The following is a 26,232-nucleotide window of genomic DNA, read 5'->3' as shown; positions in this document are numbered from 1 at the left end:
CCGCACTTCAACGAAGCCGCCGTGCATGACGAAAGCTGAGAAGCTGGCGTTTCATGTGGTTGCGTTGATTGGTCCAACCGAACGCACGAAAAAGAAGCTGGAAGTCGCGTCGGTGTGGCGACCGAACGCAGTTCAATTGTCCGATTTGACAAGGACGAGGGAGACTCAGATATAGCCGCTAATGTGCGGGATCCCACCCTTGGGATTCGACCAAATGCTTACGCGTTCCGATCGGATTTCCCATCCCTTCTCTGCACTGACTCTGGATTCCTCTACCAACCTGCGACCACATGCCTACCGAGCTAAACGAATCATCGATAGTCACCTGCGGAACGGCACTGCTTGCGAAATCCGCTCGGCGTGGTTCCAGTCACCTCCTTGAATGCTCGATTGAAGCGACTGAGTGAATCGAATCCAGATGACAGGGCAACGTTGACAATCTGTTCGTTGCTGGTGACTAGTAGGCGTTGGGATTCCGCGACGCGGTGTCGAGTGATCAGAGAATTTAGAGTTGTTCCAAACGTCTTGCGAAATAAGGTAGCGGCGTAGTCCGGGTGCAGGTCAACCGAGTCCGCGATGTCTTTGATCAGCAGTCGCGCCTTGAAGTTTCTGGCAATGTAGCTTGCCATCAGTTCGGCTTTTTCAAGATTTGGCGATGCTCGGCTGGATCGCGCATCGCAGCGTGTGACGGAAAGCGGTGGTCGGCGACTGTGTGAACGGGCCAGACGCAGCAGGCGAGCTTTCAATTCGAGCAGGACGATCTCTTGCGCCTCGCTTTCCGAAGCCGACAGGTCGCGATGCCATTGGTCAAAGAGCATCTTGTCTCGCGCGGCGATTGTCTCGTTGGTTTCGGTGGAAAGCACGTTTCCGAGAATGAGTTGCGTTTGCAGGTTTTCCGGAAGCCCCCACTGCAGAAACCATCCGAACGGAATCGTGATCACGTAGTAGTGCGTGACATCTTCAAATTGAATGATCTGGTGCGGTACAGCCGCCCAGAACAGCGTCACCGCTCGTGATTCGACAGTAATGCGGTTGCCGCCGATCAGGTACGTCAGGCGCCCCTGATCAAGAAAGTTGATCTCAATTTCGTCGTGACGGTCCGGTCTCGACATCCGCATCGGCTCCCAAACCTCACAGGTGAAGCCGTACGGAGCGAATTCGGGACGCCCAGTATCAAAGTGTTGAAATGGTCGCATGGCCTCAGGATAGTGTAGGTTTGGCCCGTTTTCGAGGGAGACTGTGCAATAATCCTGTGAGATAACTCTGCTCATCGTGGTCGCGTTGTATTCCGAGGATGAGTTCAGCTTCTTGGCGGATTCCTCAACATCATCCTGTTTTCGTTGCTTCAGCCGAAATGGAGAATTTCACCATGTCACAAATCTTGGACTCGGAAAGCTTTCAGCGGCAGCCCGCAGTAGCATCGACGAAGCCCGAAACGGTTCGTGCCGTTGCGATGACGGCCCCCGGTGAAACTGAGATGCGGAGTTATCCGTATCCGACGATGGATCACGACTCGGCGATTCTGAAGGTCGATATGGCGGGCATCTGCGGAACCGATCGCCACATCTTCAAAGGCGAAGCGACGGAACTACGCGGCAAATCGATCTTCCCCTATGTCGGTGGCCACGAAGTCATTGGGACGATCGTTGAAATCGGTGATAACGCTGCCAAAACGATGGACTATGACAAGCAACTTCTTCAGGTTGGTGATCGAGTTTCTATCGCCGTCGAAGTGAACTGCGGCCACTGCTACTACTGTCGCAAACACTACAACAACACAACGTGTCTGAATCAGATCCAGGCCTACGGGTTGCATCCAAACTGCGAAACGAAACCGTACCTGCGAGGCGGTTTTGCAGAGTACATGTATATCCGTCCCGGCACGCATCTCTTCAAAGTGCCTGAAGAGATGCCAACCGACGTTGCCGTTTTCGTCGAAGAGATGGCGGTTGCGTTTCACGCGCTCGGTCGAGCGGCGGTCCCATTCGCCCCGGTGAATGAAGGCTTTGGACCGGGCATGTCGGTCGCCGTTCTTGGCAACGGTCCGCTGGGGATTCTGCACGGCGTCATGGCCACGATCCATGGAGCGGGACTGCGAATCGCAACCGACCTATCGGATCTGAGGCTATCGAAAGCGGAAAGCCTGTATGCGGACGTAACGATCAACGCATCGCAGGTAGCCGAGGAAGATCGAATTGCTCAGGTCAAAGAAATGACCGAAGGAGTTGGTCCGGACCTTGTGATCGAATCGGCTGGTGAACCGGAAGCTTTCATCGAGGCGCTCAAGATGGTGCGCAAGGGTGGGACTGTGATCGAAGTCGGCAACTGGGTGGACTTGGGAAAGCCTGTCGCTCTGGATGTGATGAAGCATATCAGTTCCAAGAACCTCCACATTCATTCCGTGTTCCATTGTGGGACCGATTGGCGTCCGGTGCTTAAGATTCTGCAGCAGCAATCGGACCGTTACGATTTCCCGTCGCTGATCACACACCGCTTCGGCCTTGATGAATTGGTTGAGAAATTTGGAACGGTCACGAACTTTGATGAATGCTGTAAAATCGAAGTCGTCCCACATAAAAGCTAAGGAACTCCTGCGCTGTTCAAACGTCACCTTTCGCCATGGGAAAGCAACACAAGAATCAGGAGCGAAAGGCGCTAAAGCAATCCACCAATGAAACGCAACCGACTCCTCAACAGTGAACTGAGTTACGAAATCGGCCGCATTGGACACACGGCAGCAATCACGTTGTGTGATGCCGGCTTGCCGATCCCAGCCGGAGTCAAGCGCATCGACCTCGCAATCGAGAGCGGCTATCCGTCATTTCTTCGGACACTCGACGCGATGCTAAGCGAGATGATGGTGGAAGAGATCGTGGTGGCAACGGAAATTCACGACCACAACCAGACGATCTTTGACCAGATGATTCAGCAATTTAACAATCAGTCAATGTCCCCAAAAGTAACTGAAGTTGATCACGAAGAATTCAAGAGTATGACCCGCGAAAGCGAAGTCATTGTACGCACCGGCGAATGCACGCCCTATGCGAACGTGATCCTTAAGTCCGGCGTTGTATTTTAATGACGCTGAGCGAGTCCAGTTGGACTCGTAATCGGCAAATGAACTCCCGGAGAGCATCCCATGGTTCGACAATCCTTCCTTCGAATTCTGACGACGCTAGCTTGTTCGCTGGCGATCGCCGTTACCGGCTGTAACAGTCGAAGTCGTGACCACAACACGCAAGAAGCCAGCACTGGAGCATCGCAATCCAGCGGACAGAAAGTCGCCGTCGTCATCTCGACGCTGAACAATCCGTGGTTCGTCGTTCTGGCCGAGTCCGCAAAGGAGAATGCGACGAAGCTCGGTTATGAAGCCACCGTCTTCGATTCACAGAACGATCCCGCCAAAGAAACCGCACACTTCGATAATGTCATCGCGTCGGGATACTCAGCGATTCTCTTCAACCCAACGGATGCAGACGGTTCGGTCGCGAATGTCCGCCGCGCCAAAGAAGCAGGCGTTCCCGTTTTCTGCATGGACCGGGAAATCAATGCGACGGATGCGGCAGTATCGCAGATCCTGTCGGACAACTATTCCGGTTGCGTCGCTTTGGGACAGCACTTCGTGAAGGAGGTGGGCGAGTCGGGAGAGTATGTCGAATTGTTGGGGCTCGTTGGCGACAACAACACGCGGAACCGGTCTGATGGTTTTCACAGTGTCGTCGATCGATATCCCGACCTGAAATTGGTCGCTCAGCAAAGCGCCGACTTTGATCGGGCCAAGGCGCTCGACGTGATGGAAACGATTCTTCAGGCCCATCCCAATATCAAGGCAGTCTTCTGCGGCAACGATGCGATGGCCATGGGTGCCTATCAAGCATTGCTGGCGGCGGGCAAGGACCAGCAGGTCAAGGTCTTTGGTTTCGACGGTGCGGAAGACGTGGTCAACATGATCAAGGAAGGCAAAATCGTCGCCACGGGGATGCAGTTTCCCAAACTGATGGCTCAAACCGCCGCCGAATATGCGGACAAGTATCTGAAAGGCGAGCGTGACTTGTCGCGGAAGGTTCCTGTCGCGGTGGAGCTTGTGCATCAAGGCAACGCCGACAAATACGGTGATACCGGCAAAGAGGATGCGGAGTGAAATCGAGCAGACAGCGGTGGGTCATCCGAGGCACGATCGCGGCAGCCTGTGTTGTCGCGGTTTGGTTTTGGCCGTTGTTTCAGATCGTGCCACTGGAGCAAGCCGAGCAAGAATCTTTGGCGGCGGAGGCTGAGTCCTTCGATCCTGCTGCGTTCGTGGAGAAATTCTGGAACGAACAACTTATTCCGGCAGAGTCGCGTGCGGTCGATGCTCAGAAGCTCATTGCCGCCATTCAGGAGGATCACGCAAAGGCTCGAAAAACTCGTGGACGAAGCGTCGGACTGAGCAGTACCTACTACTATTTCATCTCCGGCACTGGCCGCGTGACCCGGGTGGAAAGAAACACCGTCGCGTTGGTGATCCGGCAAGGTGCTGATGACGCCGAAGTGTTGCTGGAGTCCGGCCCCATCTTCGGCAACGCCGTTCGTGACGCTACCGGCCTGCTAGACGTAAACGATTATGCCAATTCGCAGGACTTCAACAGGATCTCGTCGGAAATCAATCGGCGCATCGAGGCTCAGGTCCTGCCAACGCTGCGGAAAGTCGCGGTGGTCGGCGGGACCGTTCGTTTTGTCGGTTGCGTTCAGATCACGGACGAGACCACCGACTTGAGTCCATTGCGAGTCGTCCCTTTCATTGCGGAGGCTCAATGATGGCAGGCGGCGAAGTTGTCCTGGAAGCCCGCGGGATCTCCAAAGCGTTTCCCGGCGTCAAGGCGCTGGATCGAGTCAATTTGACGCTGCGTGCTGGCCGGCTGACGGCTCTGCTCGGCGAGAATGGTGCCGGCAAATCGACACTCATGAACGTGATGGCTGGCGTGCAGACACCCGACGAAGGTGAGTTGATCTTGCAGGGCCACCCAGTTCGTTTTACTCGCCCACGTGATGCAATCGATCACGGGATTGCCATGATTCATCAGGAGCTTAGCCTCGTTCCTGATATGACGGTGGCCGAGAACATCTTCCTCGGTTGCGAACCACTCCACCTCGACATGCTGATTGACTACCGCGAACTGAACCATCGCGCGAGGCAGTGGCTGGAGCTTCTGGATTTGGATGTTTCGCCGACAGCAGTCGCCCGACGACTGCGGGTCGGGCAGCAGCAGCTTGTCGAAATTGCTCGCGCCCTGGCCGGTGATGTTCGCATGCTGATCATGGACGAACCAACGTCGGCAATCACGGAGCACGAAACCGAAGTGCTGTTTCAACGGATTGGCGATTTGAAACGGCAAGGCGTTTCGATCGTGTACATCACTCACCGCCTCGAGGAACTTGAGCACATCGCGGACGACATCGCTGTGATGCGCGACGGTTGCATGATCGGTACGGCGAAACTGGGAGAACTCACTCAAGACGAGATGGTACGGATGATGGCCGGACGCGAAGTGAAGTCTTCTATTCGTTCCTCGTCGGCGAAGCGTGACGAAGCGTTGCGTGTCGAGAATGTTTCGCTCAAGCATCCGACTCGCCCGTCGGACTACCTGGTCAACGACGTCAGTTTTCAGGTTCGCAAGGGCGAGGTCCTGGGTCTCTTTGGACTGATGGGTGCCGGTCGAACGGAGTTACTGGAATGTATCTTTGGCCTGCACAGCGGTGTCTCCACCGGTGAGGTCTTCGTAGATCGTCATCCCGTTACGATAAAATCCCCTCGGGACGCCGTTGCAAGTGGTCTTGCGCTGGTTCCTGAAGATCGCAAACACGACGGGTTGGTCCTGTCGATGACCGTTGAAGAAAACGCGAGCCTCGCAAGCCTCGATCGAGCACAACGCTTCGGGTTGCTCAGTCGCCGCGCTGAGCGCGAGCATGTACAGCCTTTCATCGAGCGATTCCGCGTCAAATCGCCGTCACTTCGTCAGCTCATCATCAATTTGAGCGGAGGGAACCAGCAAAAGGTCATCCTCGCCAAGTGGCTTGCTACCGATCCCATCGTTCTGATGCTCGATGAGCCAACCCGCGGGATTGACGTTCAGTCAAAGAGCGAAATCTACTCACTGATCAACGAATTGACGGGTGAAGGACTCGCCGTCGTGTTGGTGTCCTCCGAACTTCCGGAAGTGATGGCCGTCTCCGATCGAATTCTCGTGCTTTGCGAGGGTCGGCCGGCGGCAGAGTTCGATCGGGACGATGCCACGGATGAACAGATTCTGCACGCGGCCTTTCCGGGGAGTACGGCGACGCCATGTTAAAGCTCGATCGCACACACCTGGCCAGGTTTCAATCGCTCATCGCGCTAACTGTATTGCTGGTTGGGATGAGCCTGTTGTCAGACAGTTTTCTAACGTTGGAAAACGGTCTCAACATACTTCGACAGATCTCAGTCAACCTGTGCCTGTCGATCGGTATGACGCTCATCATCCTGACCGCGGGAATCGATCTCTCTGTGGGGGCGATCCTTGCCCTGTCCGGCGCAGTCGCCGCAGGCTTGCTCAAGAACGGACTCCGGCTGGAATTGCTGGGAATGGAGTTGCAGTTCACGGTTCTTGGATCGATCGCTGCTGGGCTTCTGGTTGGTGCGGGGGCCGGATTCTTCAACGGTGTGACGATCACTCGGTTCAAGCTTCCGCCGTTCGTGGCGACGCTTGGGATGTTCAGTATCGCGCGCGGTCTCACGATGCTATGGACGGGCGGCTTTCCCGTCACGGGACTCGGACAATCCTTCGGCGCGATCGGAACGGGCGTGTTCCTAGGGATTCCAGTTCCGGTCTGGATCACGGCTTCGCTAGTCGGAATCTTCGTCCTGCTCACGCGTCGAACGCGTTTTGGCAGACACATCTACGCCGTCGGCGGAAATGAAAGGGCGGCATTGCTGACGGGACTGCGCGTCGATCGCATCAAAGTCGCCGTTTACACGCTCGGCGGGATGCTCGCCGGAGTCGCTGGTCTGATCGTGACTGCTCGTCTTGATTCCGCCCAGCCGAACGCAGGACTGGGCTACGAACTGGATTCCATCGCGGCGGTTGTGATCGGCGGTACGTCGCTCTCCGGAGGGCGAGGCAGCGTGATGGGGACTGTGATCGGGTGTTTGATCATCGGCGTATTGAACAACGGGCTGTTCTTGCTAAATGTCTCGCCGTTCTGGCAGCAGGTGGTGAAGGGATTCGTGATCCTGGCGGCCGTCGCAATTGACCGAATGAGTGCTCAGGAACGGTAGCATGAGCGAAGAAAAGAGAACTCGTCCTCGAATCTGTGTCGTTATCGAAGTGAAATGAATACGCAGGGCCGGCGCATGCCGGCCCCGCGCTGATGCGAATAGATGCTGACAACAAAACTCAACTCCAACCAGAATGATCCAGAATGAATCGATTCTTTTTCTACGCGATGGGCGCGACAATAGCATTCGCGATGTCTACGCAATCATTCGCCGAATCGCTCAAACCAAGAATGCTTGTGCTGACGGATATCTCCACGTGGGAAACCGATGATCACGAATCGCTGATTCGACTACTCGCACATGCGGACATGTTTGAAATCGAAGGTATCGTGATTTCGACGGGCTACAGCATCCGTACGCTCAACAAAGAACCCGAACGCGGATTCATTCACATCGCGCGGGGAGTCGTCGATGCTTATGAAAAAGATCTTCCAAATCTGATGAAGCGAAGCGGCCAGACCGGGCACGCGCACGATGGCAACAAGCAGAAGGTGGGCTACTGGCCGAGCCCCGATTATCTGCGCAAACGGATCATGTTTGGCAGCATGAATCGTGGGAAGCAATTCATCGGCGACGACAACGGATCGCCAGGTTGCGAATTGCTCATCAAGCAAGCGGACGAAGCCGACGAACGCCCGCTGTGGATTGGTATCTGGGGCGGCGGCAACACGCTGGCACAGGCAATCTACGAAGTCAAGAAAGAACGCAGTGAGGATGACTACAAGAAATTCCTGCGGAAGCTCCGAGCATATGCGATCACCGACCAGGACCGACACTATCGCGGCGAGAACCATGACATCAGTTCCCACGGTTGGATCTACGAACAGACGCGCGACGAGCTGTTGTTTATCTGGGACGAAGCCGCATGGAAGCAGCACAACGAAATCGGCAAGAGCAACTGGAACGAATACGCCAAGCACATTCAAGGCCACGGCCACATGGGTAGCCAGTACCCGAAATACAAGTATGGCGTCGAAGGCGACACGCCCGCGTTTTTGTACCTGATGCCGAACGGACTGAATGATCCGGAAGACCCGACGCAGGCAAGTTGGGGCGGCAACTTTGTCAAACGGGAAAACGGCGTTTGGCGCGAAGCCAAATCGTGTGTGTCTAATTTCAAACGAACGTACCCGGCCGCCTTCAACAATTTCGCCGCCCGCATGGACTGGGCGAAAGACGGCCATGGCAATCGCAACCCGAAACTCGTTGTTGATGGTGACGACGGCATCAAAGTCATTCACAAGGACGCCGCTCCGGGAGCCTCCGTGACGCTGGACGCGTCAAAGACAACCGATCCTGACGGCGACAAATTGACCTTCAACTGGTGGGTTCAGCCCGACGCCGGTAACTACGGCGGAAAGGTCGTCATCACAGGTGCTGACTCACACACTGCCACGATTCAGATTCCCACCGATGCGGCGGGACGGCAGTTTCACGTGATTTGCGAAGTCACCGACAACGGGACGCACAATCTGAGCAGCTATCGTCGAGTCGTGTTCCATTTAAGCGGCGGTCGGGTCGACACCGAGGCGACCGACGACAACGCCAATCGTTCACAACCGGCGGCGAAGTCTTCTGCGCCCACAGATGGAAATACCACCGGGGTGAACGCAAAGTCGCTGCGGCCGCGGATCATCGTGATGTCGGACTTTCCACCGATTGGTGTCGTCAAAGGCGGCAATGTTCCCAACACCATGAAGAGCGACCCGGACGACATGCAGTCGATGGTGCGATTTCTGCTGTATTCCAACGAATTCGATGTAGAAGGCATCGTCGCGGCAGCGGGCACGTTTGCCATGGAAGCACACAAAAAGAACATGCTTGACGTGCTTGATCGCTACGAACAGGTCTACGGCAACCTCAAATCGCACGACGCCCGATACCCGACGCCGGACTACCTGAGATCGGTCACGTACGAAGGCCGTGGCAACAACCACGGGCTCAGCATCAAGTTCGGCAAGAACAAGCAGCCGTGGAGCGACATTATCGGCAAAGGTCTGGACACGGAAGCATCCAACGCGATCATCGCGGCCGTCGACAAGCCCGACCCACGTCCCGTGTGGATTAGCGTTTGGGGCGGTCCGCGCGAAGTGTCACAGGCGATCTGGGATGTGAAGAATAATCGCAGCAAGGCCGAATTAAAAAGATTCATCAGTAAGCTCCGCATCTTTCTGATCTATTACCAGGATTCAACGCACGGGTGGCTCATGGACGAATTCCCCGAACTGTTCATCGTTGATTCACGCAAGACTTATCAGGGCATGTTCGGCGGACGCGACCCGCTGTCAGATCTCGCTTGGGTCAACGAACACGTCCGCAAAGGCCACGGCCTGCTGTGCGACATCTATCCGCATGAAGGCATGGGTTGCACGGGAGTCTGCGAAGGTGACACGCCGGCGTTCCTGCATCTGGTCAGTGCCACACGGGGCATCAACGACGCGGAAGACCCGACTCAACCCAGCTGGGGCGGCCAGTACAAACGCCGGCCCGGCACAAATCACTATGTCGATGGCCCTGGCAAATCGAGCATCTCCCGCTGGCGCGCGGATTACCAAAAAGAGTTCCAGGATCGTTGTGACTGGTGCGTGACACCACATCAAACATCCGTAAAGCGTTAGCTTGGTTTCCCGGTTACTGGCACAACGGTCCTCGAAACGCCACACGACCAATCCGGTGAAACGTCCTACGTCTAACAGTTGTAGTTTTCAAATCATCATGAATCCAAATCGCATAATAACATTTCTTGGGGCAGTGCTCGTGGTAAGCACTACGTTCGCCCAGCAGTCGAAACCAATCATCGACGCTTCCGCGAAGGCTCGGATAGATTCTACGCTCGATTCATACATTGAGGCCGATGCGGTCAAAGGCGTTTCGCTCGTATGCTGCAGAACGAGGGCGAGCTTGATGGCACGCGAATTCTGAAGCCGGAGACGGTGCGGTTGATGGCGACCAGTCAATTGTCGGACGACGTGAAAGAACGTTCATGGTTGCCGGGCAAAGGACAAGTTGGTTTTGGCATCGACTTCGCGGTTCGCGTGCGACCTCCTGCGTCGGCGGAAGAGAATAATGGAGCGGTCGGGGAATTCTTTTGGGACGGAGCCGCGAGCACGATGTTTTGGGTTGATCCAGAAAACGATTTGACCGCGGTTCTGTTCGTGCAGTTGCGGCCCTTCGACAAGATTGGCCTGCACAAGAGTTTCCGCGACGCGGTTTATGGACCGATTCAGTAGAGAGCAAAAGCAACATGAATCAATTGAAACATGCGACGCACCTGTTTGTGTTCGGGGTCTGCCATTTTGCTTTGGCAATTCCGGCAATGGCTCAGATCAAGGCACTGCCGACCTCCGAAAAGCATCGCATCGTTTTGCTAACCGACAAGCTCATCGATGCTTACGCTGAATGCTACGACAACCTGAAAGTGCATGCCGAAGGGTTTCCTACGGTCGAGTACCTGAGATCAATCTCGGTCATGGGGCAGAAAGGCTACGGCATGGGCGATGTGGGCGATGGCAAAGACACTCCGGGATCGGAACTGATCATTGCGTCTGTCGACAGAGACGATCCGCGTCCCGTATGGGTTGGAGCTTGGGGCGGTGCGAACAACGTGGCTCAAGCGATTTGGAAGGTGCGAGCGACGAGATCGAAAGCGGAACTCGACAAATTCCTGAGCAAGCTGCGGGTTTTTGACATTCTTGGGCAGGACGACGCCGGCGCGTGGATCGCAAAGAACTTCCCGGAAGTCCTCTATATTCGCGCGGTGAAGGTTTACGGTTGGCAGCCCCCAAAAAATGGTGACTACCAACGCAATGACATCCAAAGTCACGGTCCACTAGGAGCTGCTTACCCGAATACGAAATGGGCTACCGAGGGCGATACGCCGGCGTTCATGCACGTCTACCCGAATGGACTCAACGATCCCGACGAGATTGACCAAGGTGGTTGGGGCGGGCGTTTCAGCTGGAAAAAGCAGGTCAGCATCAAGAGCATGTCCGGCGTCAAGGGAGAGGAGCGGAAATTCGATCCCTACGAAATGTACGGCAACACGAAGGACGGCACCTCAGCGATCAAACGCTGGAGCAAAGGTTACGACAACGACTTCGCAGCTCGCATGGACTGGAGCATTACGCGAAAAGATGAGGACGCCAACCATCATCCCATTGCTATCGTGAACGGTGATAAGTCGCGGCGTGTTTTAGAAGTCTCGGCGGAACCAGGCGAGAGAGTCATTTTGAGTGCCGAGGGGTCCAGCGACCCCGACAAAGACGCGTTGACCTACTCATGGTCTTTCTACGATGAACCGAGTTCCTTTGACGGCACGGTCAAAATTGACAATAAGAATCGTATGGCGGCCACAGTCTCGGTTCCCTCAAATGCCGCTGGTAAGAACCTGCATCTCATTCTGGAACTACACGACGATGGGGAACCCAACCTCTACGCGTATCGCCGCGTGATCATCAATGTATCGGGGACGACTGCGGCTATCGACGCCGAAGGCACCGCGGCATTAGCCTCCAGGAATGAAGGATTAAAGAAATGACGAGAAACTTAAGACTCATTGCCTGCACCATCTTGCTCGGTGTATTGGTGGCTCTTCCCAGCCTATCCTGGGCTGCTGAAAAGCCGCGGCTGTTCGTACTGACCGACATCGAAAACGAACCGGACGACGCGATGTCGATGGTACGCTTGCTGACGTATGCGAACCAAATCGACATCGAGGGCCTCGCGGCGACGACGTCGGTCCATCAGCAACGTCGCGTTGCACCAGAACGCATACGTCGAATCGTCAATGCGTTCGGCCAGGTGCGAGATAACCTCGAGAAGCATGAGCCGGGCTACCCCACTGCCGAGCTTCTTCGCAGTAGAGTCACCGAAGGGCTCGCAGTGTATGGAATGAATGGCGTTGGCGAAGGAAAGGACTCGCAAGCTTCTGAGGCACTGATCAAAGCCGTCGACAAGGACGATCCGCGACCCCTATGGGTCACCGCTTGGGGTGGCCCCGGTGTGCTTGCTCAATCACTTTGGAAAGTTCGCAACACGCGTTCCGCAGAGGACCTGAGAGCGTTCGTTGCCAAGCTGCGCGTCTACACGATTTCGGATCAGGACGACAGCGGACCGTGGATGCGTGAGCAGTTCCCTGATCTTTTCTACGTGGCGAGCCCGGGATTTCATCCGGGCGGAGCCTACCACCACGCGACGTGGAGCGGCATCAGCGGCGATCACTTTCACGCACGCTGCGACGGTGCGGACTTCAGTTTGGTGACCAACGAATGGCTTGATAAGAATGTCAGACACAAGGGGCCGTTAGGCGCTGAGTATCCGCACTGGGAATACCTGATGGAGGGCGACACGCCGTCATTTCTGAATCTGATCAACAACGGGCTGAGCGACCCTGAACACCCGGACTGGGGCGGTTGGGGAGGTCGCTACGAGCTTTACACTCCACGGATGCGCAAGTGGTTCCTGCAAAAGGAAACACGACCTTTCTGGGCTGATACCAATGATGAGGTGCTCGGAATCGACGGTCGCTGGCACGACACCAACCACGCGACGATCTGGCGCTGGCGTGAAGCCTATCAGAACGACTTTGCTGCGCGGATGGATTGGACATTCAAAAGCTACGAAGACGCCAACCACCCGCCGGTCGTGAAACTTGGACACGCTGATCGGCTGACTGCGAAGAAGGGCGATGTCGTGCAACTTAGCGCTGAGGGTTGCTCTGACCCGGACGGAGACGCGCTGTCGTACCACTGGTTCTGCTACGGCGAAGTCGGCACCTTCCTGTGTTCCAGCGGAACGCGAGGCGAACCGGTTCCGATCAACAGCTTTGACAAAGCAAAGGCATCGTTCACGGTTCCCTCAAGAACTGTGATGCCACCCGGCATCGGAACGATGCACATCATTCTCGCCGTCACCGATCACGGAACCCCGCGATTGACGCGTTATCGCCGATTGATTGTGGACGTCAAGAAGTAACAATGCAAAATCGCACGTCAACCAGAACGGGAAAGATAACAATGGGCCTGCTCAACCATCCAAGTGTCCGCGTTGCAGCGCTGCCTCTGACGTTTGTCATGTTGGCGCTATTCTCAACTGAGAGCGTCTGCGCACAAATTCGTTTTGATAAGAACCTGCTCAGGAAAGACGACGCCTGGTTTCGGTCCGAAGAAGCCAAGAGTGTTGCAAACAGCGTGATTCAATACCAATCACCTCAAGGCGGTTGGCCCAAAAGCACCGATCTTGCGAAGCCTCCAAGTTCACCCGACGACATTCCTCCTCCGGGTGGAGCTCGCGCCAACAGCCTTGATAACGATGCCACGACTGTCCCGATGCAGTTCCTGGCTCGGCTAGCCCACGTGACTCGCGATACCAGATACAAAGACTCATTTTTGAAGGGTGTGGACTACTTGTTGGCGGCTCAGTACCCCAATGGCGGCTGGCCTCAGTTCTGGCCACTACGGAAAGGTTACTATTCACACATCACATTCAACGACGGAGCCATGATTCGGGTCATGCACTTGCTTCGCGACGTGGCTGACGGAGAAACGCCATACGGGTTTGTCGATGAGACTCGACGCAGGAAGGCGGCGGCAGCTGTGGCGCTCGGCATCGAATGCATTTTGAGGTGCCAGGTGGTCGTCGATGGTGTCCCCACGGTTTGGTGTGCTCAGCACGATGCAAAAACACTGGCCCCGGCCCAAGCACGCAGCTACGAACACCCTTCACTCAGTGGTTCCGAAAGCGCAGGAGTTCTGACATTCCTGATGAGTGTTGACGAACCGACTCCAGAGATGATTCGCGCGGTCAAAGCGGGCGTGGAATGGTTCGACTCGGTCAAGATCGAAGGCTACCGCTACACGAGAAGCGAGACGCAGCGAGCCCTCACCCAAGACCCGCAGGCGGCTCCATTGTGGGCCCGGTTTTACGAGATCAAATCGAACCGTCCGATCTTCAGTGACCGAGATGGCGTGGTGAAATACGACATTCAAGAGATCGGCGGCGAACGACGCGGCGGGTACACGTGGTATGGAAACTGGGGAGAGAAGGTCGCCAGTGGATTCGCAAAATGGGCACACCGCGAGGCTGATTGAAATGAGATCCACGCCTGGGCAGATCTTTGCCTTCACATTTGCCACTGTGAGCTGCTTCTCCGGTCTCGCCGTTGGTCAGCAAGCGGGAAAGCAAACGGTGCAATCCTCTGCTGAAATAGAGGGAAATGCCGAACAACGACACCGAGTGTTGGTATCGACCGACATTGGCGGCACCGACCCCGATGACTTTCAATCCATGGTTCATCTCCTGGTCTACTCGGACCTTCTCGAAATCGAAGGCCTGATCGCTTCGCCGTACGGCCAAGGGCGAGTGAAAGACATTCATAATGTGATCGACTGCTTTGAGGAAGACTACGAAAATCTGTCAACGTATTCGAACCAGTATCCAACTCCAGATGCGCTGCGTGCGATCACAAAGCAGGGGGAAACTGAACTCGCACCGTATGCGGGCGTACGACGGTCAACTGATGGATCGGATTGGATCATCAAATGTGCTCGCCGAGACGATCCGCGACCGCTTCACGTTCTTGTTTGGGGAGGTCTGGAGGACCTGGCCCAGGCGTTGCATGACGCGCCGGAAATACTGCCACGCCTCCGTGTGTTCTGGATCGGTGGCCCCAACAAAAAATGGTCTCCTGATTCCTACCAGTACATCGTTGAACATCACCCGAAGCTGTGGATGATTGAATCCAATGCGACCTATCGAGGCTGGTTTACCGGCGGCGAACAATCGAGCGATTGGAGCAACGAGCGATTTGTGCTCAGGCACGTCCAGGGCAAGGGCGCACTCGGCCGCTTCTTTGTCAGCCAAAAAGACGAGATTAAGATGGGCGACACACCCTCCGTCGGCTGGTTGTTGAAAGGAAGCCCAAACGATCCTCGTAATGCAGGATGGGGAGGCAGCTATGTTCGAGCGTGGAAAAGGCCATACCTAAGGCTCGACCGCATGCCCGAAAAGTTCGATCGCATCGAGGTATTCGGAATTTTGGAATTGGCGTTACGCGCTGAAAATTTGACGAAGGACTCCCAGGCAGTCCTGATCGTCGAGAACCAAAGACTTGTCGGTCATTTAGCCGATGACGGAACCATGCGTTTTCGCTTTTGCCCAAAGGCGGCGAAACGATACGGGTTCCGGATCGAAAGCGATGCCGGATCACTCGGCGCAAAGACGGGCTCCATCATCGCCTACCACCCCGCGCCTGCGGTTGCGGGCCGACACGATGCGAGTCTGCCGAACTGGTGGACGGACGATCTCTCACGCTCCGTTTCCGACGGACCACATAGCGGTGCAAAGACGGTAAGCCGCTGGAGACGAGAGTTCCTTGGCGACTTTGCCACCCGGATGCTCCGGTGCCAACGCCCCACGCCGCACTCCAGAGATCCAACAACGTTATCCCCTTCAATCGCCAAGTAAGTCTCGCGTCCCTTTCGACCTGAAAATCATGCAACTGACTAACCCGATGCCGTTAACCAAAGTTCTGGGGATTGGTTTTCTTCTCTTTGCGAGTCTGAAGCCTGGGTATGCCGACCCGCCCAGTGATGGCAAATTGCACGTGATTCTTGGCGGGGATCATGCGGACCCGACCATTGTCCGCGATGGTGACGACTTCTATATGACGCACAGTTCTTACCGGAAAGTCCCCGGACTCAAGATCTGGCATTCAACCAACCTCGTCGATTGGCAGCCGATCGCCTACGCGTTGAACGAAGACGTGGGAACCGTCTGGGCTCCCGATCTGATCAAACATGATGGGCTGTTTTATCTGTACTTCCCGTCGAGCGGAAAGAACTACGTTGTTACCGCGAAGGACCCGCATGGGCCGTGGTCAAAACCGCAGCTGCTGGACGTTCCCGGCATCGATCCGGGACATGTGTCGACTCCGCAGGGCGATCGATTCCTGTACATGCACAATGGCCGGGTGGCGCCGCTCAGTAAAGATGGTTTGACGGTGACTGGAGAGCTTCAGCAAAAACATGAGGGTTGGAAGTATCCTGCCGACTGGGACGTCGAGTGTTTTTGCCTGGAATCGCCGAAGCTGACGTTTCGTGATGGTTACTACTACATGACAGCGGCGCAGGGTGGAACCGCCGGCCCGGCAACAAGCCACATGGTGACTTCGGCCCGATCCCGATCGCCACTTGGTCCATGGGAAAACAGCCCACACAATCCGATTGTGCACACCTGGTCGCGAAAGGAATCCTATTGGTCCAAAGGGCACGGCACGATCATCGACGATGGCGACGGCAACTGGTACGTCGTCTATCACGCTTACAAACAAGGAGCTTTGCCGCACGGTCGGCATACGCTATTGGAAGCGATCGAGTGGACCGACGATGGCTGGTTCAAGACGAAGCGTGATCCCAAAACGGAACCAGACGTGATCGTCCATCCGAATGAGTCGATTGACGATGACGATTTTGAGTCGCCGCAGCTCAAAATCCAATGGCAGATGACAGGAGCTTCCGTGCTGAATTCGCATCAGGTTGGCGGTGGGGAATTTCAATTCAGCAATCCGGATGATCGAATGCGCACGCTGCAGTGCAATCCCCCCGGAAAGAACTACACCGTTGAAATCGAGATTGGCGATTGTGATCCGGGTGTCGAGTTGGGCTTGGCGATCTGGTATTCGGAAAGAAGACTGGCTTCGCTGGCCATTCAGGGCGAGCGACTGATGATGCGGTTCAGCGATCGAACTCAAACCATTCGAGGTGTCGCTGCAAGCGATGTTCGATACCTGCGGGCTGAGCTGTCGTAGCAATCGCTCAATCTGTACTACAGCAAAGACGGGAAAACCTGGACCAAGAACGAACGCACCTATGAGCTTTCCGGCTACGACCACAATGTGCTTGGCAGTTTTTCCTACTTGCGCCCTGCAATCTACGCCGCCGGAACCGGCAGCGCAAGTATCAAGTCGTTCAAGTTCAATGCCCAGAGCGACACGAATTAGTTTTGCCGACCTACGGGGTCGCATACAGATATTCAGACAGAGTTTCGATGCACCACCTTGCCATGTCAAATCGCGTTGTGCCCGCCGTTTCGCTGCTGGGTTTGTCGTTCACATTTTCGCTATGCGCGGTATCGTTCTCGGCTGTCCCAGTCGCCGCGGAAGAGCCGATGCTGGACAAGACCGATCTGTTCACGGCGGGGCAGGCGGGATACGAGACGTTCCGCGTTCCCGGGATCGCCGTGGCGCAGAAAGGGACCGTGCTGGCGTACTGCGAAGCGCGGCGCGGCAGCCGTTCGGATTGGGCGGATATTGAGACCCTACTGTGCCGCAGCACCAACGGCGGCCGGACCGGGTCGCCGCCGCAACGCATCGCCGACAACGACAGTACGTTCTTGTTTACGAATCCGGACAGCCACGAGAATCACGGCTTTCACGGCAAGAACAAGTTTCGCCACCGTGAAAACGTCACGGTGCGGATGAGCTTCGACGATTGCGAGACCTGGCCGGTCTCCCGCGTGCTCGAGCCGGGCGTCAGCGGTTACACGGACCTCGCCGTGGGCAAGGACGGCACGATCTACTGCGTGTACGAACGCGGCGGCGACGATGGCTTCGCACATAAACACCTGACCATGGCTCGCTTCAACCGGGAATGGCTCGAAGGTCAGAGATGACTCCTTGAAATGATGCAGACAATGATGCAAATATGTTTTCAAATTGGTTTGGCCCTCGTCGCGCTGATCACCATGGTCGGCTTCGGCGATGCCGTTCGGGCGGACGAATTGGTCATCCAGCGTTCGGTTATCGCCGAAGGAGATTCTGACCGGGATTGGACTCAGGCCCGTACTGCGATCGTGCCCCTGGAGAATCGCTCGTTCGTTTTCACGACGATGTCGCGCACGGAGAAGGTGGGTGCTCACGGATATCACGACGTGTTCGCTGTCTTTGGCGATCGTGATGCCGACAAATGGACACAGCCAATTGCGATTGAGTCGCTTCGTCGAGCTCGTCAGGACGATGGGTACGAAGTCGTCGCCGGAGACTTGTGTCCGATCTGGCACCTGCCGACTGAGAAAGTTCTGATCACAGGAAAAACATTCAACTTTGCCGACGGTACGAAAGAAAACATCCTGCGAGAGCAAGTCGCTTACTGCGTCTTCGATCCCGCTTCTCGCGACTTCGGTCCACTGCACACGATGAAGTTGCCGCAGCAGGATCACGCCGGACATCCGATCATCGCACCGAACGCCGGTTGCCACCAACAGGTTATCCTTGACGATGGAATTGTCCTGCTCCCCATTCGATATCAACGAAGCAAAACGAAACGCATCTATGTATCTATCGTGGCAAGGTGTCGATTTGACGGTAAGACGCTTGAGTATCTTGACCACGGAACCGAGCACTCGATTCCGTTCGGACGCGGTCTTTATGAACCGTCAGTGAGTGTCCATGATGGAGCGTACTTTCTGACGTTGCGTGCGAATGACGGCGCCTGGGTTGCACGCAGCTCGGACGGCACGAACTACTCGGATCATGTTGCGTGGAAATTCGACAACGGACAGCCCCTTGGAAGCTACAACACCCAGCAACACTGGGTCACGCTTGGCAATCGCCTCTACCTCGTTTACACCCGACGCGGCGCGAACAACGACCATATCATGCGTCATCGCGCTCCTTTGTTTCTGGCCGAAGTTGATCCACAAAGGTTGGTTGTTTTGAAACACACCGAACAAGTCATCGTGCCCGAGGATAACGCGACGTTGGGCAACTCGGGTGTTTGCCGAATCAGCGACCGCGAGTCCTGGATCACCGTAGCCGAAGGCCGAGTGACGGACGGAAAACGAAAGGGTGAAAACAACCGCGTGTTTCTCGTCAAATTGCGAGCTGTCGAGTGAACAATCGGCAAACGCAACGGCAACGAGTCGCATACGCCGGTTACGGCAGTTCATCCTAGCTGAAAATGTTCGTTCTCCTTCTTTTCGGTAAGGAAGTTGTTTGCCCCCGCCATTGCATGGGGCTCAGATGCTGGCAAATCCGGCGCGCGATTCGAACCAAGCTGGTGCCCGAGAAGACGCGTCTCGAGGATCTGCGCAACAATCTTATCAATGGATGAGCGTGATCCGATGGACGCAGTTCCCGTTCGACTGCTGCATCCGAATTCAAGCGGACCGGTCCTCGATTCAACCGCCCGTGGGCAAAGGCCTTCGTGGACGCAAGAAATCAGGCTTTGCCAACGAGCTGAACAGGCACTGGGAATTTCCAAGCAACATTCGATGCATCGGCCGCTTGGAGTTCGCTCAGTTCTTCGTCGCACACTTCGCGAAATCTTGGATGACTTTTGGGAAAGTGTGCCGCCAAGCTGCCAATCTACTGAGGTTATCACCGCAACGGGGACGCAGAAATTCTTCGGGACATCGACATCAGCCTTGTGCAGGTTTACCTGGTCCGCTGTCCATCGCATTGCTATTCGCTTGGTCTCACCGTCTAGACGACCTCCACTTTTTCGATAAGCCCCTTCTGCTTCAGCTCCGGCTGCAAACTTTCTTCCATTGGTTGCTTTGATAGAAGGCAGCCCGTTCCTTCTGCATGTTTGCCTTGCTGGAAACCGATCACGCAGGTCGAAGTGTGATCGGCGGATTCCTATGCTACAACCTCGTCCTTGCCGCACTGCGGTTCCTTTTCAGGCGTTTTGTCATGACTTACGCTAAATCGATGCTCGTATTGTTCGGGCTGTTGGTCGCGTCCTGGCCGTCCGTTGCCGTGCAGGCTGAAAAGCCGAACGTGTTGCTGATTGCGATTGTCGATCTATCCGACGCTCTCAAATCAAATCCCGAAAACTGATATGAATCCTCATCCCCGTCTCTGGCTGTTTTCGTTCGCTGTCGTGTTGTTGATGGCCGGCAGCGCGACACTGACTGCCGCTCCGCAATCGCGGCCCAATATCGTGCTCATCATGGTCGACGATATGGGATTTAGCGACATCGGGTGCTATGGCGCTGAGACTGAAACGCCCCACCTGAACCAGTTGGCAAAGAACGGACTTCGCTTCACGCAGTTTTACAATGCAGGGAGATGCTGTCCGACTCGCGCGGCGCTGCTGACGGGGTTGTACCAACATCAGGCTGGCGTCGGCCACATGACCGGTGATGACGGACACCCCTCGTACCGGGGTTTCTTGAACGATCGATGCGTTACGATCGCCGAACTTCTCGGCGCATCGGGTTATTTTGCTGCAATCTGTGGTAAGTGGCACGTCGGCTCCGCTGCTTCATCGATGCGATTGAGACGCACGCGAGGAGTGCTATTCGTCACGGCCACGCTCCATGTCGACGAGTGTGTCCCGGAGAGCTTCGTACTCGGCTCGGCATTCGTCGCAGACAGACAGATGCTGCCCTACGGCCTGCAACCCCTCGTGAATTGATTTGCCATGCAGTTTTTGTTCCGCGAATTCGGCAACCAGCGAAAGACATTGTTCGCAGTTGATTTCAGCGTCTTCCGTGAGGCTGACCAGCCGCAGCAGCCTGTCGATTTCTTTTCTTGAGAGTGGCATGGTGTCTTTCCTCAACTCACAGTCGTTGCAACGTCTTCGGCGGTGTACCCGGCTGCTTCGAGTCCCTTTTTGAGATTCTTTCTGGCGTCATGGGTTAGTTTGTAAACAGCGTTTCGATTGCTGCCGAGTTGCTTGGCAATTTCGTCCTGAGGCATGCCCTTCAATTCGGCGCACAACGCCATTCGTTGTCGATCCGTCAGATCGTGTGCGATGCAATGCTGAAGCGATTCAAGGATCGCTTGTCGGGCCAACGGTGAATCAGCCGGCTCAGTGACGCATGTTGACATGAACTGCGAATCTGCGGTCAACTCGCTGAGTGATACATCTTTCCAACGGCTACGACGTAATTCCCCGAGTGCGACTCGAATTGCAATGGACGTTGCCCACGTGACAAACTGACTTCCTCCGGCGAACTGGTCCAAGCGATCGATGACGCGCAACACGGCATCCTGGACGGCATCTTCAAGAAACGATTCGTCTGCCCGCGGCCTCGCCGCCAATGCCTTTCGCAGGTTGTGCAGCAAGACAGTTCTGAGGTCGGTCAGTGCCGATTCTCGTCCCGCCTTTAGCTCGATGACCCACGTTTGGTTGTCTCGGCTCATGGCCCGACCGTCGCCTCGTCTACACGGCTCGTTCCGCTTCAGATTGCTTGCTACCCATTTGATGCTTTGTCATCAGACATTCTTACTCCGCATTCTCCAGAAACTCTGATGCGTGCTGGACCCCACGCCGGATGTGCATGAAACAATGGGAAAGCTGCTTTCCCGAAACCGTGACCTCCAAGGTAAGGATTGCTTCGATCACACCATCGGACTAGTGGGAGTGGATGACGTTCCATCCATTTTCACGAAACACAGTCGGAGGACAAACCATGAAAACTTCATCAAGACGGAATCTGTTGGTCGCGGTGACGATGACATTCGTCATGATCACCACCGCGGTCATATTCATTTCAGAACAATCACGATCAGCGGTGGCTCAGAACACCGCGACGAACAAGACGGCATCGATGCCAGGCATCCGCTTCACCGGTGACGGAAGATTGTTGCGACCGTCCGGATATCGAAGGTGGACATACGTCGGCACGCCGTTGACGCCCAACGACATGAATAGTGGAAACGCGCCGTTCCCAGAGTTCCACTCCGTCTACATCAACCCGCCGTCCTATGATCAATATGGAAAAACCGGGGAGTTTCCGGACGGCACGGTGTTGATCAAGGAACTCGTGAGCGTCGGATCGAAGGAAGCCACCAGCGGCAACGGTTACTTCATGGGTGAGTTCACTGGACTCGAGGTCTTGATCAAAGACAAGACTCGGTTCAAAGACGAACCGGGAAACTGGGCGTTCTTCAGCTTCGGTCATGAGTATCCTCTGAAGGACGCGGCGACCATTCAACCGACTGCCAACTGCAACGATTGTCACGGCGGAGCAGCCGATGACGACTACGTATTCACACAATACTACCCAGTCCTACGGGAAGCAAAAGGAAAGGCTGCTGCGGAATGAACTGAGACTGTTTTGGCAGGACTTTTCACAGCGGCTTCAGTGATGCCCGGACAACGTGACACGCTCCTTCGGAGGGAGGAACTGGCGCTACCCAAAAGGTAAATGCTAGCCACAGTCCCAGTATTGAGCGTGGCAGCAATGGTGCATTGCCGCCCTTTAACGCCTCGTCGCGTGGCGTCCTTCGACGCTTCGATTGCATCGCTCTCCGCGCCTTAGCCGAATCGCTTGGACGCAGTTTCCCGCGAATTTCGGACTATTTTGGAGCGAAAGTGCAGCGAATCGGCTGCGGTCACTATTATGGAAGGCGATTACTTGTTATGATCGGCAAGTACGACATTGGCTACACGCGATGCCCGGTTTCGTCCTCGGCGCTGATGGGCAGCAGGTCGTCGGCGAGCCGTAGCCGCCGGAGGATCGGGCGTTTCTTGGCGTGATGGTCCTTCATCCGCCGCAGGATGTCGCTCAACACTCGCACGGCTTCCGTAATGAATGGTCCCTTGTTGAGCATCACACATTCGGCGCGAACACCCATCGCCGCATCGGTAATCTCGGCCCGTGATGGGATCCCGGTCTTGGCCAGACTTTCCAAAACCTGGGTCGCCCAGACCACGGGCATGTGCGCGGCCTCGCACATCCACAGGATCTCTTCCTGCACTTCGGCCAGTCGCTGCCAGCCAAGTTCAACGGCCAGGTCGCCGCGGGCGATCATCACGCCGCTGGCCGGGCTCCGCAACGCCGCCATGAGCAGCGATGGAAGCCGTTCGAACGCCTGCCGGTTTTCGATTTTCAACACAATCGGCATGTCCGGGTTTCCCAGACGTGCCAGTTCGCGCTGCAACTGCTCGACATCTTCCTCGCGACGGACGAATGAGTAGCCCACCATATCGGCGTGTTCGACAACGAACGCGATGTCCTGAAGGTCTTTCTCTGTCAGCGCGTCCAAGTGCAGGTCCGTGTCGGGAAAATTGATGCCTTTGTCGGCGCGGAGTCGTGTTCCGTGAGGACCGGCGTGAATGACCTCCAGTTCGATATAATTCGCGTGCACAGCATCCACTCGCGCGGTGATCTTCCCGTCGTCGAACAACACACGCTCGCCGCGTTTGAGGTCACGAAACACTGATGGCAGCGTACAGCCGATCATGGACGGACGCACAAGTTGTCCTTGCTCGTCATAAAGTGCGGGTGCCCCGAGCGTGTGCTCGTCGCACAACAGCAACGGGTCTCCCCGTCGCAGGGTGAGATAGCCTTCGGTCGGTACAATCGCGCCAATCCGGCCGGGCTCTCGTTGCGATTTTCCCTTGCGATCGTGGCGGAGTTCGGTGTCCGGCGTCACATAGGCAGTCTGATCGGACTCACCCCAGGTCCCGCCCGGCCCCCGCTCGACGATCCTAATCCGCCGCGTCCGGCTTCGTGCGTCCTTGAGTCGAACAACATCACCCGGCCGAAGCTCGATCAGCCACTTGCCGACCACTGGGATCGACGCAGCCGCTGGCAGGGGCGCGGTGGCGGCGGCATCCTCGTCGTGGAACCAGATTCTCGCGGGGGCGATCACGCGTCCCAGCGCATCGCGGCGGGGACGCCATTTCAGTACGGCGGGACCGGCTTCAATCGGGCCCGTCCGCAGCTTTGGCCCGCACAGGTCCATCAGCACCTTGCACTCTCGCTGCTGCTCGCGGCAGGCTCGACGCAAGTTTTCGATCATCCGCTGCCATGCCGCGGGGTCGTCATGAGCGCAGTTCACTCGCATGCAATCCATGCCATGTGCGACAAGATCGCTCACCAGCGTGCGGTCGTGCGCGGCTTCGCTCGGCATGGTCACCATGATGTGTGCGCCGCCCTGAGAGGGGCGCCCGCCGAACAGTCGCCTCGTCGATTGATCCAGCAGTTCGCGACCGCGTTCAAAATCGACTTCCGCCGGCTCCTCCGCAGCACCGCATTGGCCCTCTATCTGTTGGAGCACGTGGATGACCTCGTTTAACGTCGCGTGGACATTTGCCTCGCAACGACCAAGCGACGACAGGCCACGCCTGAGCAGATTCTCTTGCAAGGATCGCAGGTCCTGCTGGCGCAGAGATACATACTGCAGCAGATTCCGCGCACTGGCCTTGCGATCCGCCCAGACACGTTCGATCCGATCCGCGTAGGTGGTTTCCACCCGGGCCATTCGCGTGCGTAGGCCCTGCAACTGCCGGACGAGCGATGAGGGCGAATTGCATTCCGGCAAACTGGGACTCTGGCGCATGACCTCGGTGCTCTTTGCGGCCGGAGCATCCGCCGCGTTGTGTCTGGCGGTGTCTGAAATTTCAGCAACGGGCAATGCGTTCTTCTCGGGCATGACGTACTCTTGGCGTGATCGTGTGCTCCGTTGATGTGCAGCATTCGTGCCGTGTAGTGCAACTGTGAAATCGTGCCGACGACTTTCATCGAATCTTCACGCTGTTGGGCCTGGATGTGGATCACCCCACGCCAGCGTGAACGCGACGAAGGCGAGTAAAGTGGTCAATTCCTAAAATCTCCGAAGCAAGAGGAACCTGAGGCTGCGGAAAGACAAGCCATCGAAGACCTCGCGTGATTTCGGAAGCATTGTCAGTCGCTTCAGATCAACAGATTCCGGAACATGCGAGTGTCCAACGGAATGCGGCGTGAAAGTCATTCGACGGGCTGAAGAACATCACAGGGCATTTCACCAAAGGCCGATACGCGCTGGCGTTCATTGTTTTCCTATAGAGCTCCAGATCCTGAAAAGGCGGCCGGATGCTGCTGCCCTGATTGAAACCGAAGTGCAGTATCGCACGTTGCGTTCAACTCGGAATTTTCGAAGCGGCGGATCCGATCGCGTCACTGGAGGGCAAGTTCTGGACTGGAGGTTCTCGGTATGGTTTCTCCTGAAAGTGGAAAGAAACTCATCACGCTAATCCCCGCGTCAACATGGACAGATAGAACGCTTACCAAAGTGTATCGATCCCATAGTTGAAGAACACGACCAGCGCCGCACGCCAGTAATGTCCCACCGTGAGTGGATGCGTCCAACCACGAAGCGGTGGTAGTTTGTAAGTGGCGAAGTACAGCGAGTTGAGATCCGGCTTGGTCAGATAGTGACGTCCGGCAACATCGCGTTGTGCCTTCGGTTTTGGGAATCGAGGTAGCTTCGCAAGGAAGTCCTGCTCCCAAGCCCAGGCTAAGATGGCCCGGAGATTCTCGCGTGCTTCGTTCGCGGTTCGGCCAGGATTGGAACCTCCATCTTCCGCAGCTTTGTCATGGCCCCAATCCAAGAAGTCGCGAATGTGGGACCGGTTGATTTGGTCGACATCGACGCCATTACCCCAGGCAGTCCATTTGGTGACGGTGGACTTGTATTCCTTGCGGGTTCCGCCGGAGAGTTTCTTGGTCGTGAGGTACTTTACTGAGATCGTTTCAACGCTGTTGGACATGGTGGCTGCCAGCGAATACAGTGCTGAAAAATTGGGGTTCGGCATCAACTGGAGTAGTACATGTAGATTGGTAATCCAATCAATACCAGCCATCCAAACGCTGCGATCAAGAACTCGGGCGACGACTGATTGATTGCCCCCCCTTCCCAACGTATCCGGTAAACTCGCTGAGGTCTTCCGAAAACCAAATCAACCCGAGCGGCGGGGCCAGCAAGATCATCATTCCCGGAATGGCGGCAAGTCCAGTCATGGCAACTGCGATTGCCGTGTAGAGAAGCGCGAGACACAACGCGACAATCTTGCTGACGGTGATCATTAATTCTCTTACGATCCTCCAATGCCTCACGCTGAAACTAAAACGAGATTTCTCGTAAACAACGACCATTGTATGCGAAGCATCAAGCAGATTGCCCAGGCCATTTCGCAAGGGCGAAACGGCCCGTCTCTTTGATGTCATCC

At 56.0% G+C, this 26,232-nt stretch carries 22 protein-coding genes and 1 pseudogene; 18 read left to right on the top strand and 5 right to left on the bottom strand.

What is annotated here, in order from left to right; translation table 11 throughout:
• Positions 1-311: 311 nt before the first annotated feature.
• Positions 312-1,196, bottom strand: a complete 885-nt coding sequence (locus tag NZK35_RS18430; protein WP_259634006.1) for a helix-turn-helix domain-containing protein — start codon at positions 1,194-1,196, stop codon at positions 312-314.
• A 173-nt stretch (positions 1,197-1,369) separates the two neighbouring features.
• Here NZK35_RS18430 and NZK35_RS18425 point away from each other — a divergent pair, with 173 nt between their 5' ends.
• The 17 genes and pseudogenes from NZK35_RS18425 to NZK35_RS18345 form a co-directional block, all read left to right on the top strand.
• A complete protein-coding gene (locus NZK35_RS18425; RefSeq protein WP_259634005.1) occupies positions 1,370-2,584 on the top strand; it encodes a zinc-dependent alcohol dehydrogenase in 1,215 nt (404 codons plus the stop codon).
• Positions 2,585-2,671: 87 nt separating this feature from the next.
• Complete coding sequence (gene rbsD / locus NZK35_RS18420; RefSeq protein ID WP_095739815.1) at positions 2,672-3,079, top strand: D-ribose pyranase; 408 nt, start codon at positions 2,672-2,674, stop codon at positions 3,077-3,079.
• Positions 3,080-3,139: 60 nt separating this feature from the next.
• A complete protein-coding gene (locus NZK35_RS18415; protein WP_259634004.1) occupies positions 3,140-4,141 on the top strand; it encodes a D-ribose ABC transporter substrate-binding protein in 1,002 nt (333 codons plus the stop codon).
• Positions 4,138-4,794: a DUF2291 domain-containing protein gene (locus tag NZK35_RS18410; protein WP_259634003.1), complete on the top strand. Its 657-nt coding sequence runs from the start codon at positions 4,138-4,140 to the stop codon at positions 4,792-4,794. Before NZK35_RS18415 ends, NZK35_RS18410 begins: the two co-directional genes overlap by 4 nt.
• Positions 4,791-6,326 carry a sugar ABC transporter ATP-binding protein gene (locus NZK35_RS18405; protein WP_259634002.1) on the top strand — a complete coding sequence of 512 codons (1,536 nt, stop codon included), beginning with the start codon at positions 4,791-4,793 and terminating at the stop codon, positions 6,324-6,326. Before NZK35_RS18410 ends, NZK35_RS18405 begins: the two co-directional genes overlap by 4 nt.
• 65 nt (positions 6,327-6,391) lie before the next feature.
• Positions 6,392-7,291, top strand: a complete 900-nt coding sequence (locus tag NZK35_RS18400; RefSeq protein ID WP_259634001.1) for an ABC transporter permease — start codon at positions 6,392-6,394, stop codon at positions 7,289-7,291.
• 191 nt (positions 7,292-7,482) lie between these two features.
• Entirely contained in the window at positions 7,483-9,909 is a 2,427-nt protein-coding gene (locus NZK35_RS18395) for a DUF1593 domain-containing protein (protein WP_259634000.1), read from the top strand.
• Positions 9,910-10,170: 261 nt separating this feature from the next.
• Entirely contained in the window at positions 10,171-10,521 is a 351-nt protein-coding gene (locus tag NZK35_RS18390) for a beta-lactamase family protein (RefSeq protein ID WP_259633999.1), read from the top strand.
• Positions 10,522-10,535: 14 nt separating this feature from the next.
• The gene (locus NZK35_RS18385; RefSeq protein ID WP_259633998.1) at positions 10,536-11,828 is read left to right on the top strand and encodes a nucleoside hydrolase-like domain-containing protein; all 1,293 of its coding nucleotides are present in this window, start codon (positions 10,536-10,538) and stop codon (positions 11,826-11,828) included.
• Complete coding sequence (locus NZK35_RS18380) at positions 11,825-13,264, top strand: DUF1593 domain-containing protein (RefSeq protein WP_259633997.1); 1,440 nt, start codon at positions 11,825-11,827, stop codon at positions 13,262-13,264. Before NZK35_RS18385 ends, NZK35_RS18380 begins: the two co-directional genes overlap by 4 nt.
• A gap of 41 nt (positions 13,265-13,305) precedes the next feature.
• A complete protein-coding gene (gene pelA, locus NZK35_RS18375) occupies positions 13,306-14,379 on the top strand; it encodes a pectate lyase (RefSeq protein WP_259633996.1) in 1,074 nt (357 codons plus the stop codon).
• 97 nt (positions 14,380-14,476) lie between these two features.
• The gene (locus tag NZK35_RS18370; RefSeq protein WP_259633995.1) at positions 14,477-15,754 is read left to right on the top strand and encodes a DUF1593 domain-containing protein; all 1,278 of its coding nucleotides are present in this window, start codon (positions 14,477-14,479) and stop codon (positions 15,752-15,754) included.
• 28 nt (positions 15,755-15,782) lie between these two features.
• Positions 15,783-17,096, top strand: coding sequence for a family 43 glycosylhydrolase (locus NZK35_RS18365; protein ID WP_259633994.1), 1,314 nt, complete (start codon positions 15,783-15,785; stop codon positions 17,094-17,096).
• Between the two features lie 254 nt (positions 17,097-17,350).
• Positions 17,351-17,959: a sialidase family protein gene (locus NZK35_RS18360; RefSeq protein WP_259633993.1), complete on the top strand. Its 609-nt coding sequence runs from the start codon at positions 17,351-17,353 to the stop codon at positions 17,957-17,959.
• Positions 17,960-17,980: 21 nt separating this feature from the next.
• Positions 17,981-19,180 carry an exo-alpha-sialidase gene (locus NZK35_RS18355; RefSeq protein ID WP_259633992.1) on the top strand — a complete coding sequence of 400 codons (1,200 nt, stop codon included), beginning with the start codon at positions 17,981-17,983 and terminating at the stop codon, positions 19,178-19,180.
• Between the two features lie 799 nt (positions 19,181-19,979).
• Positions 19,980-20,126 carry a hypothetical protein gene (locus NZK35_RS18350; protein ID WP_259633991.1) on the top strand — a complete coding sequence of 49 codons (147 nt, stop codon included), beginning with the start codon at positions 19,980-19,982 and terminating at the stop codon, positions 20,124-20,126.
• A 52-nt stretch (positions 20,127-20,178) separates the two neighbouring features.
• Positions 20,179-20,544: pseudogene (locus NZK35_RS18345) on the top strand (sulfatase-like hydrolase/transferase); the annotation flags it as partial.
• 302 nt (positions 20,545-20,846) lie between these two features.
• Here NZK35_RS18345 and NZK35_RS18340 read toward each other — a convergent pair.
• Positions 20,847-21,437 (bottom strand): RNA polymerase sigma factor, encoded by a 591-nt coding sequence (locus NZK35_RS18340; RefSeq protein WP_259633990.1) that lies wholly within the window; start codon positions 21,435-21,437, stop codon positions 20,847-20,849.
• 269 nt (positions 21,438-21,706) lie between these two features.
• Here NZK35_RS18340 and NZK35_RS18335 point away from each other — a divergent pair, with 269 nt between their 5' ends.
• The gene (locus NZK35_RS18335; RefSeq protein WP_259633989.1) at positions 21,707-22,342 is read left to right on the top strand and encodes a cytochrome P460 family protein; all 636 of its coding nucleotides are present in this window, start codon (positions 21,707-21,709) and stop codon (positions 22,340-22,342) included.
• A gap of 340 nt (positions 22,343-22,682) precedes the next feature.
• On the opposite strand, the gene NZK35_RS18330 is transcribed toward NZK35_RS18335, so the two are convergent.
• From NZK35_RS18330 to NZK35_RS18320, 3 genes are all read right to left on the bottom strand, one after another.
• Positions 22,683-24,677, bottom strand: coding sequence for a pyruvate kinase (locus tag NZK35_RS18330; protein ID WP_259633988.1), 1,995 nt, complete (start codon positions 24,675-24,677; stop codon positions 22,683-22,685).
• A gap of 610 nt (positions 24,678-25,287) precedes the next feature.
• Positions 25,288-25,866, bottom strand: coding sequence for a hypothetical protein (locus tag NZK35_RS18325; RefSeq protein WP_259633987.1), 579 nt, complete (start codon positions 25,864-25,866; stop codon positions 25,288-25,290).
• A 13-nt stretch (positions 25,867-25,879) separates the two neighbouring features.
• A complete protein-coding gene (locus tag NZK35_RS18320; protein ID WP_259633986.1) occupies positions 25,880-26,230 on the bottom strand; it encodes a hypothetical protein in 351 nt (116 codons plus the stop codon).
• Between the last annotated feature and the right edge of the window lie 2 nt (positions 26,231-26,232).

The organism is Stieleria sedimenti, assembly GCF_025060895.1.
GTDB classification, from domain to species: Bacteria; Planctomycetota; Planctomycetia; order Pirellulales; family Pirellulaceae; genus Stieleria; species Stieleria sedimenti.
Note: the sequence above shows the minus strand (reverse complement) of the source record. Positions and strands in the feature narration are given on the sequence as shown.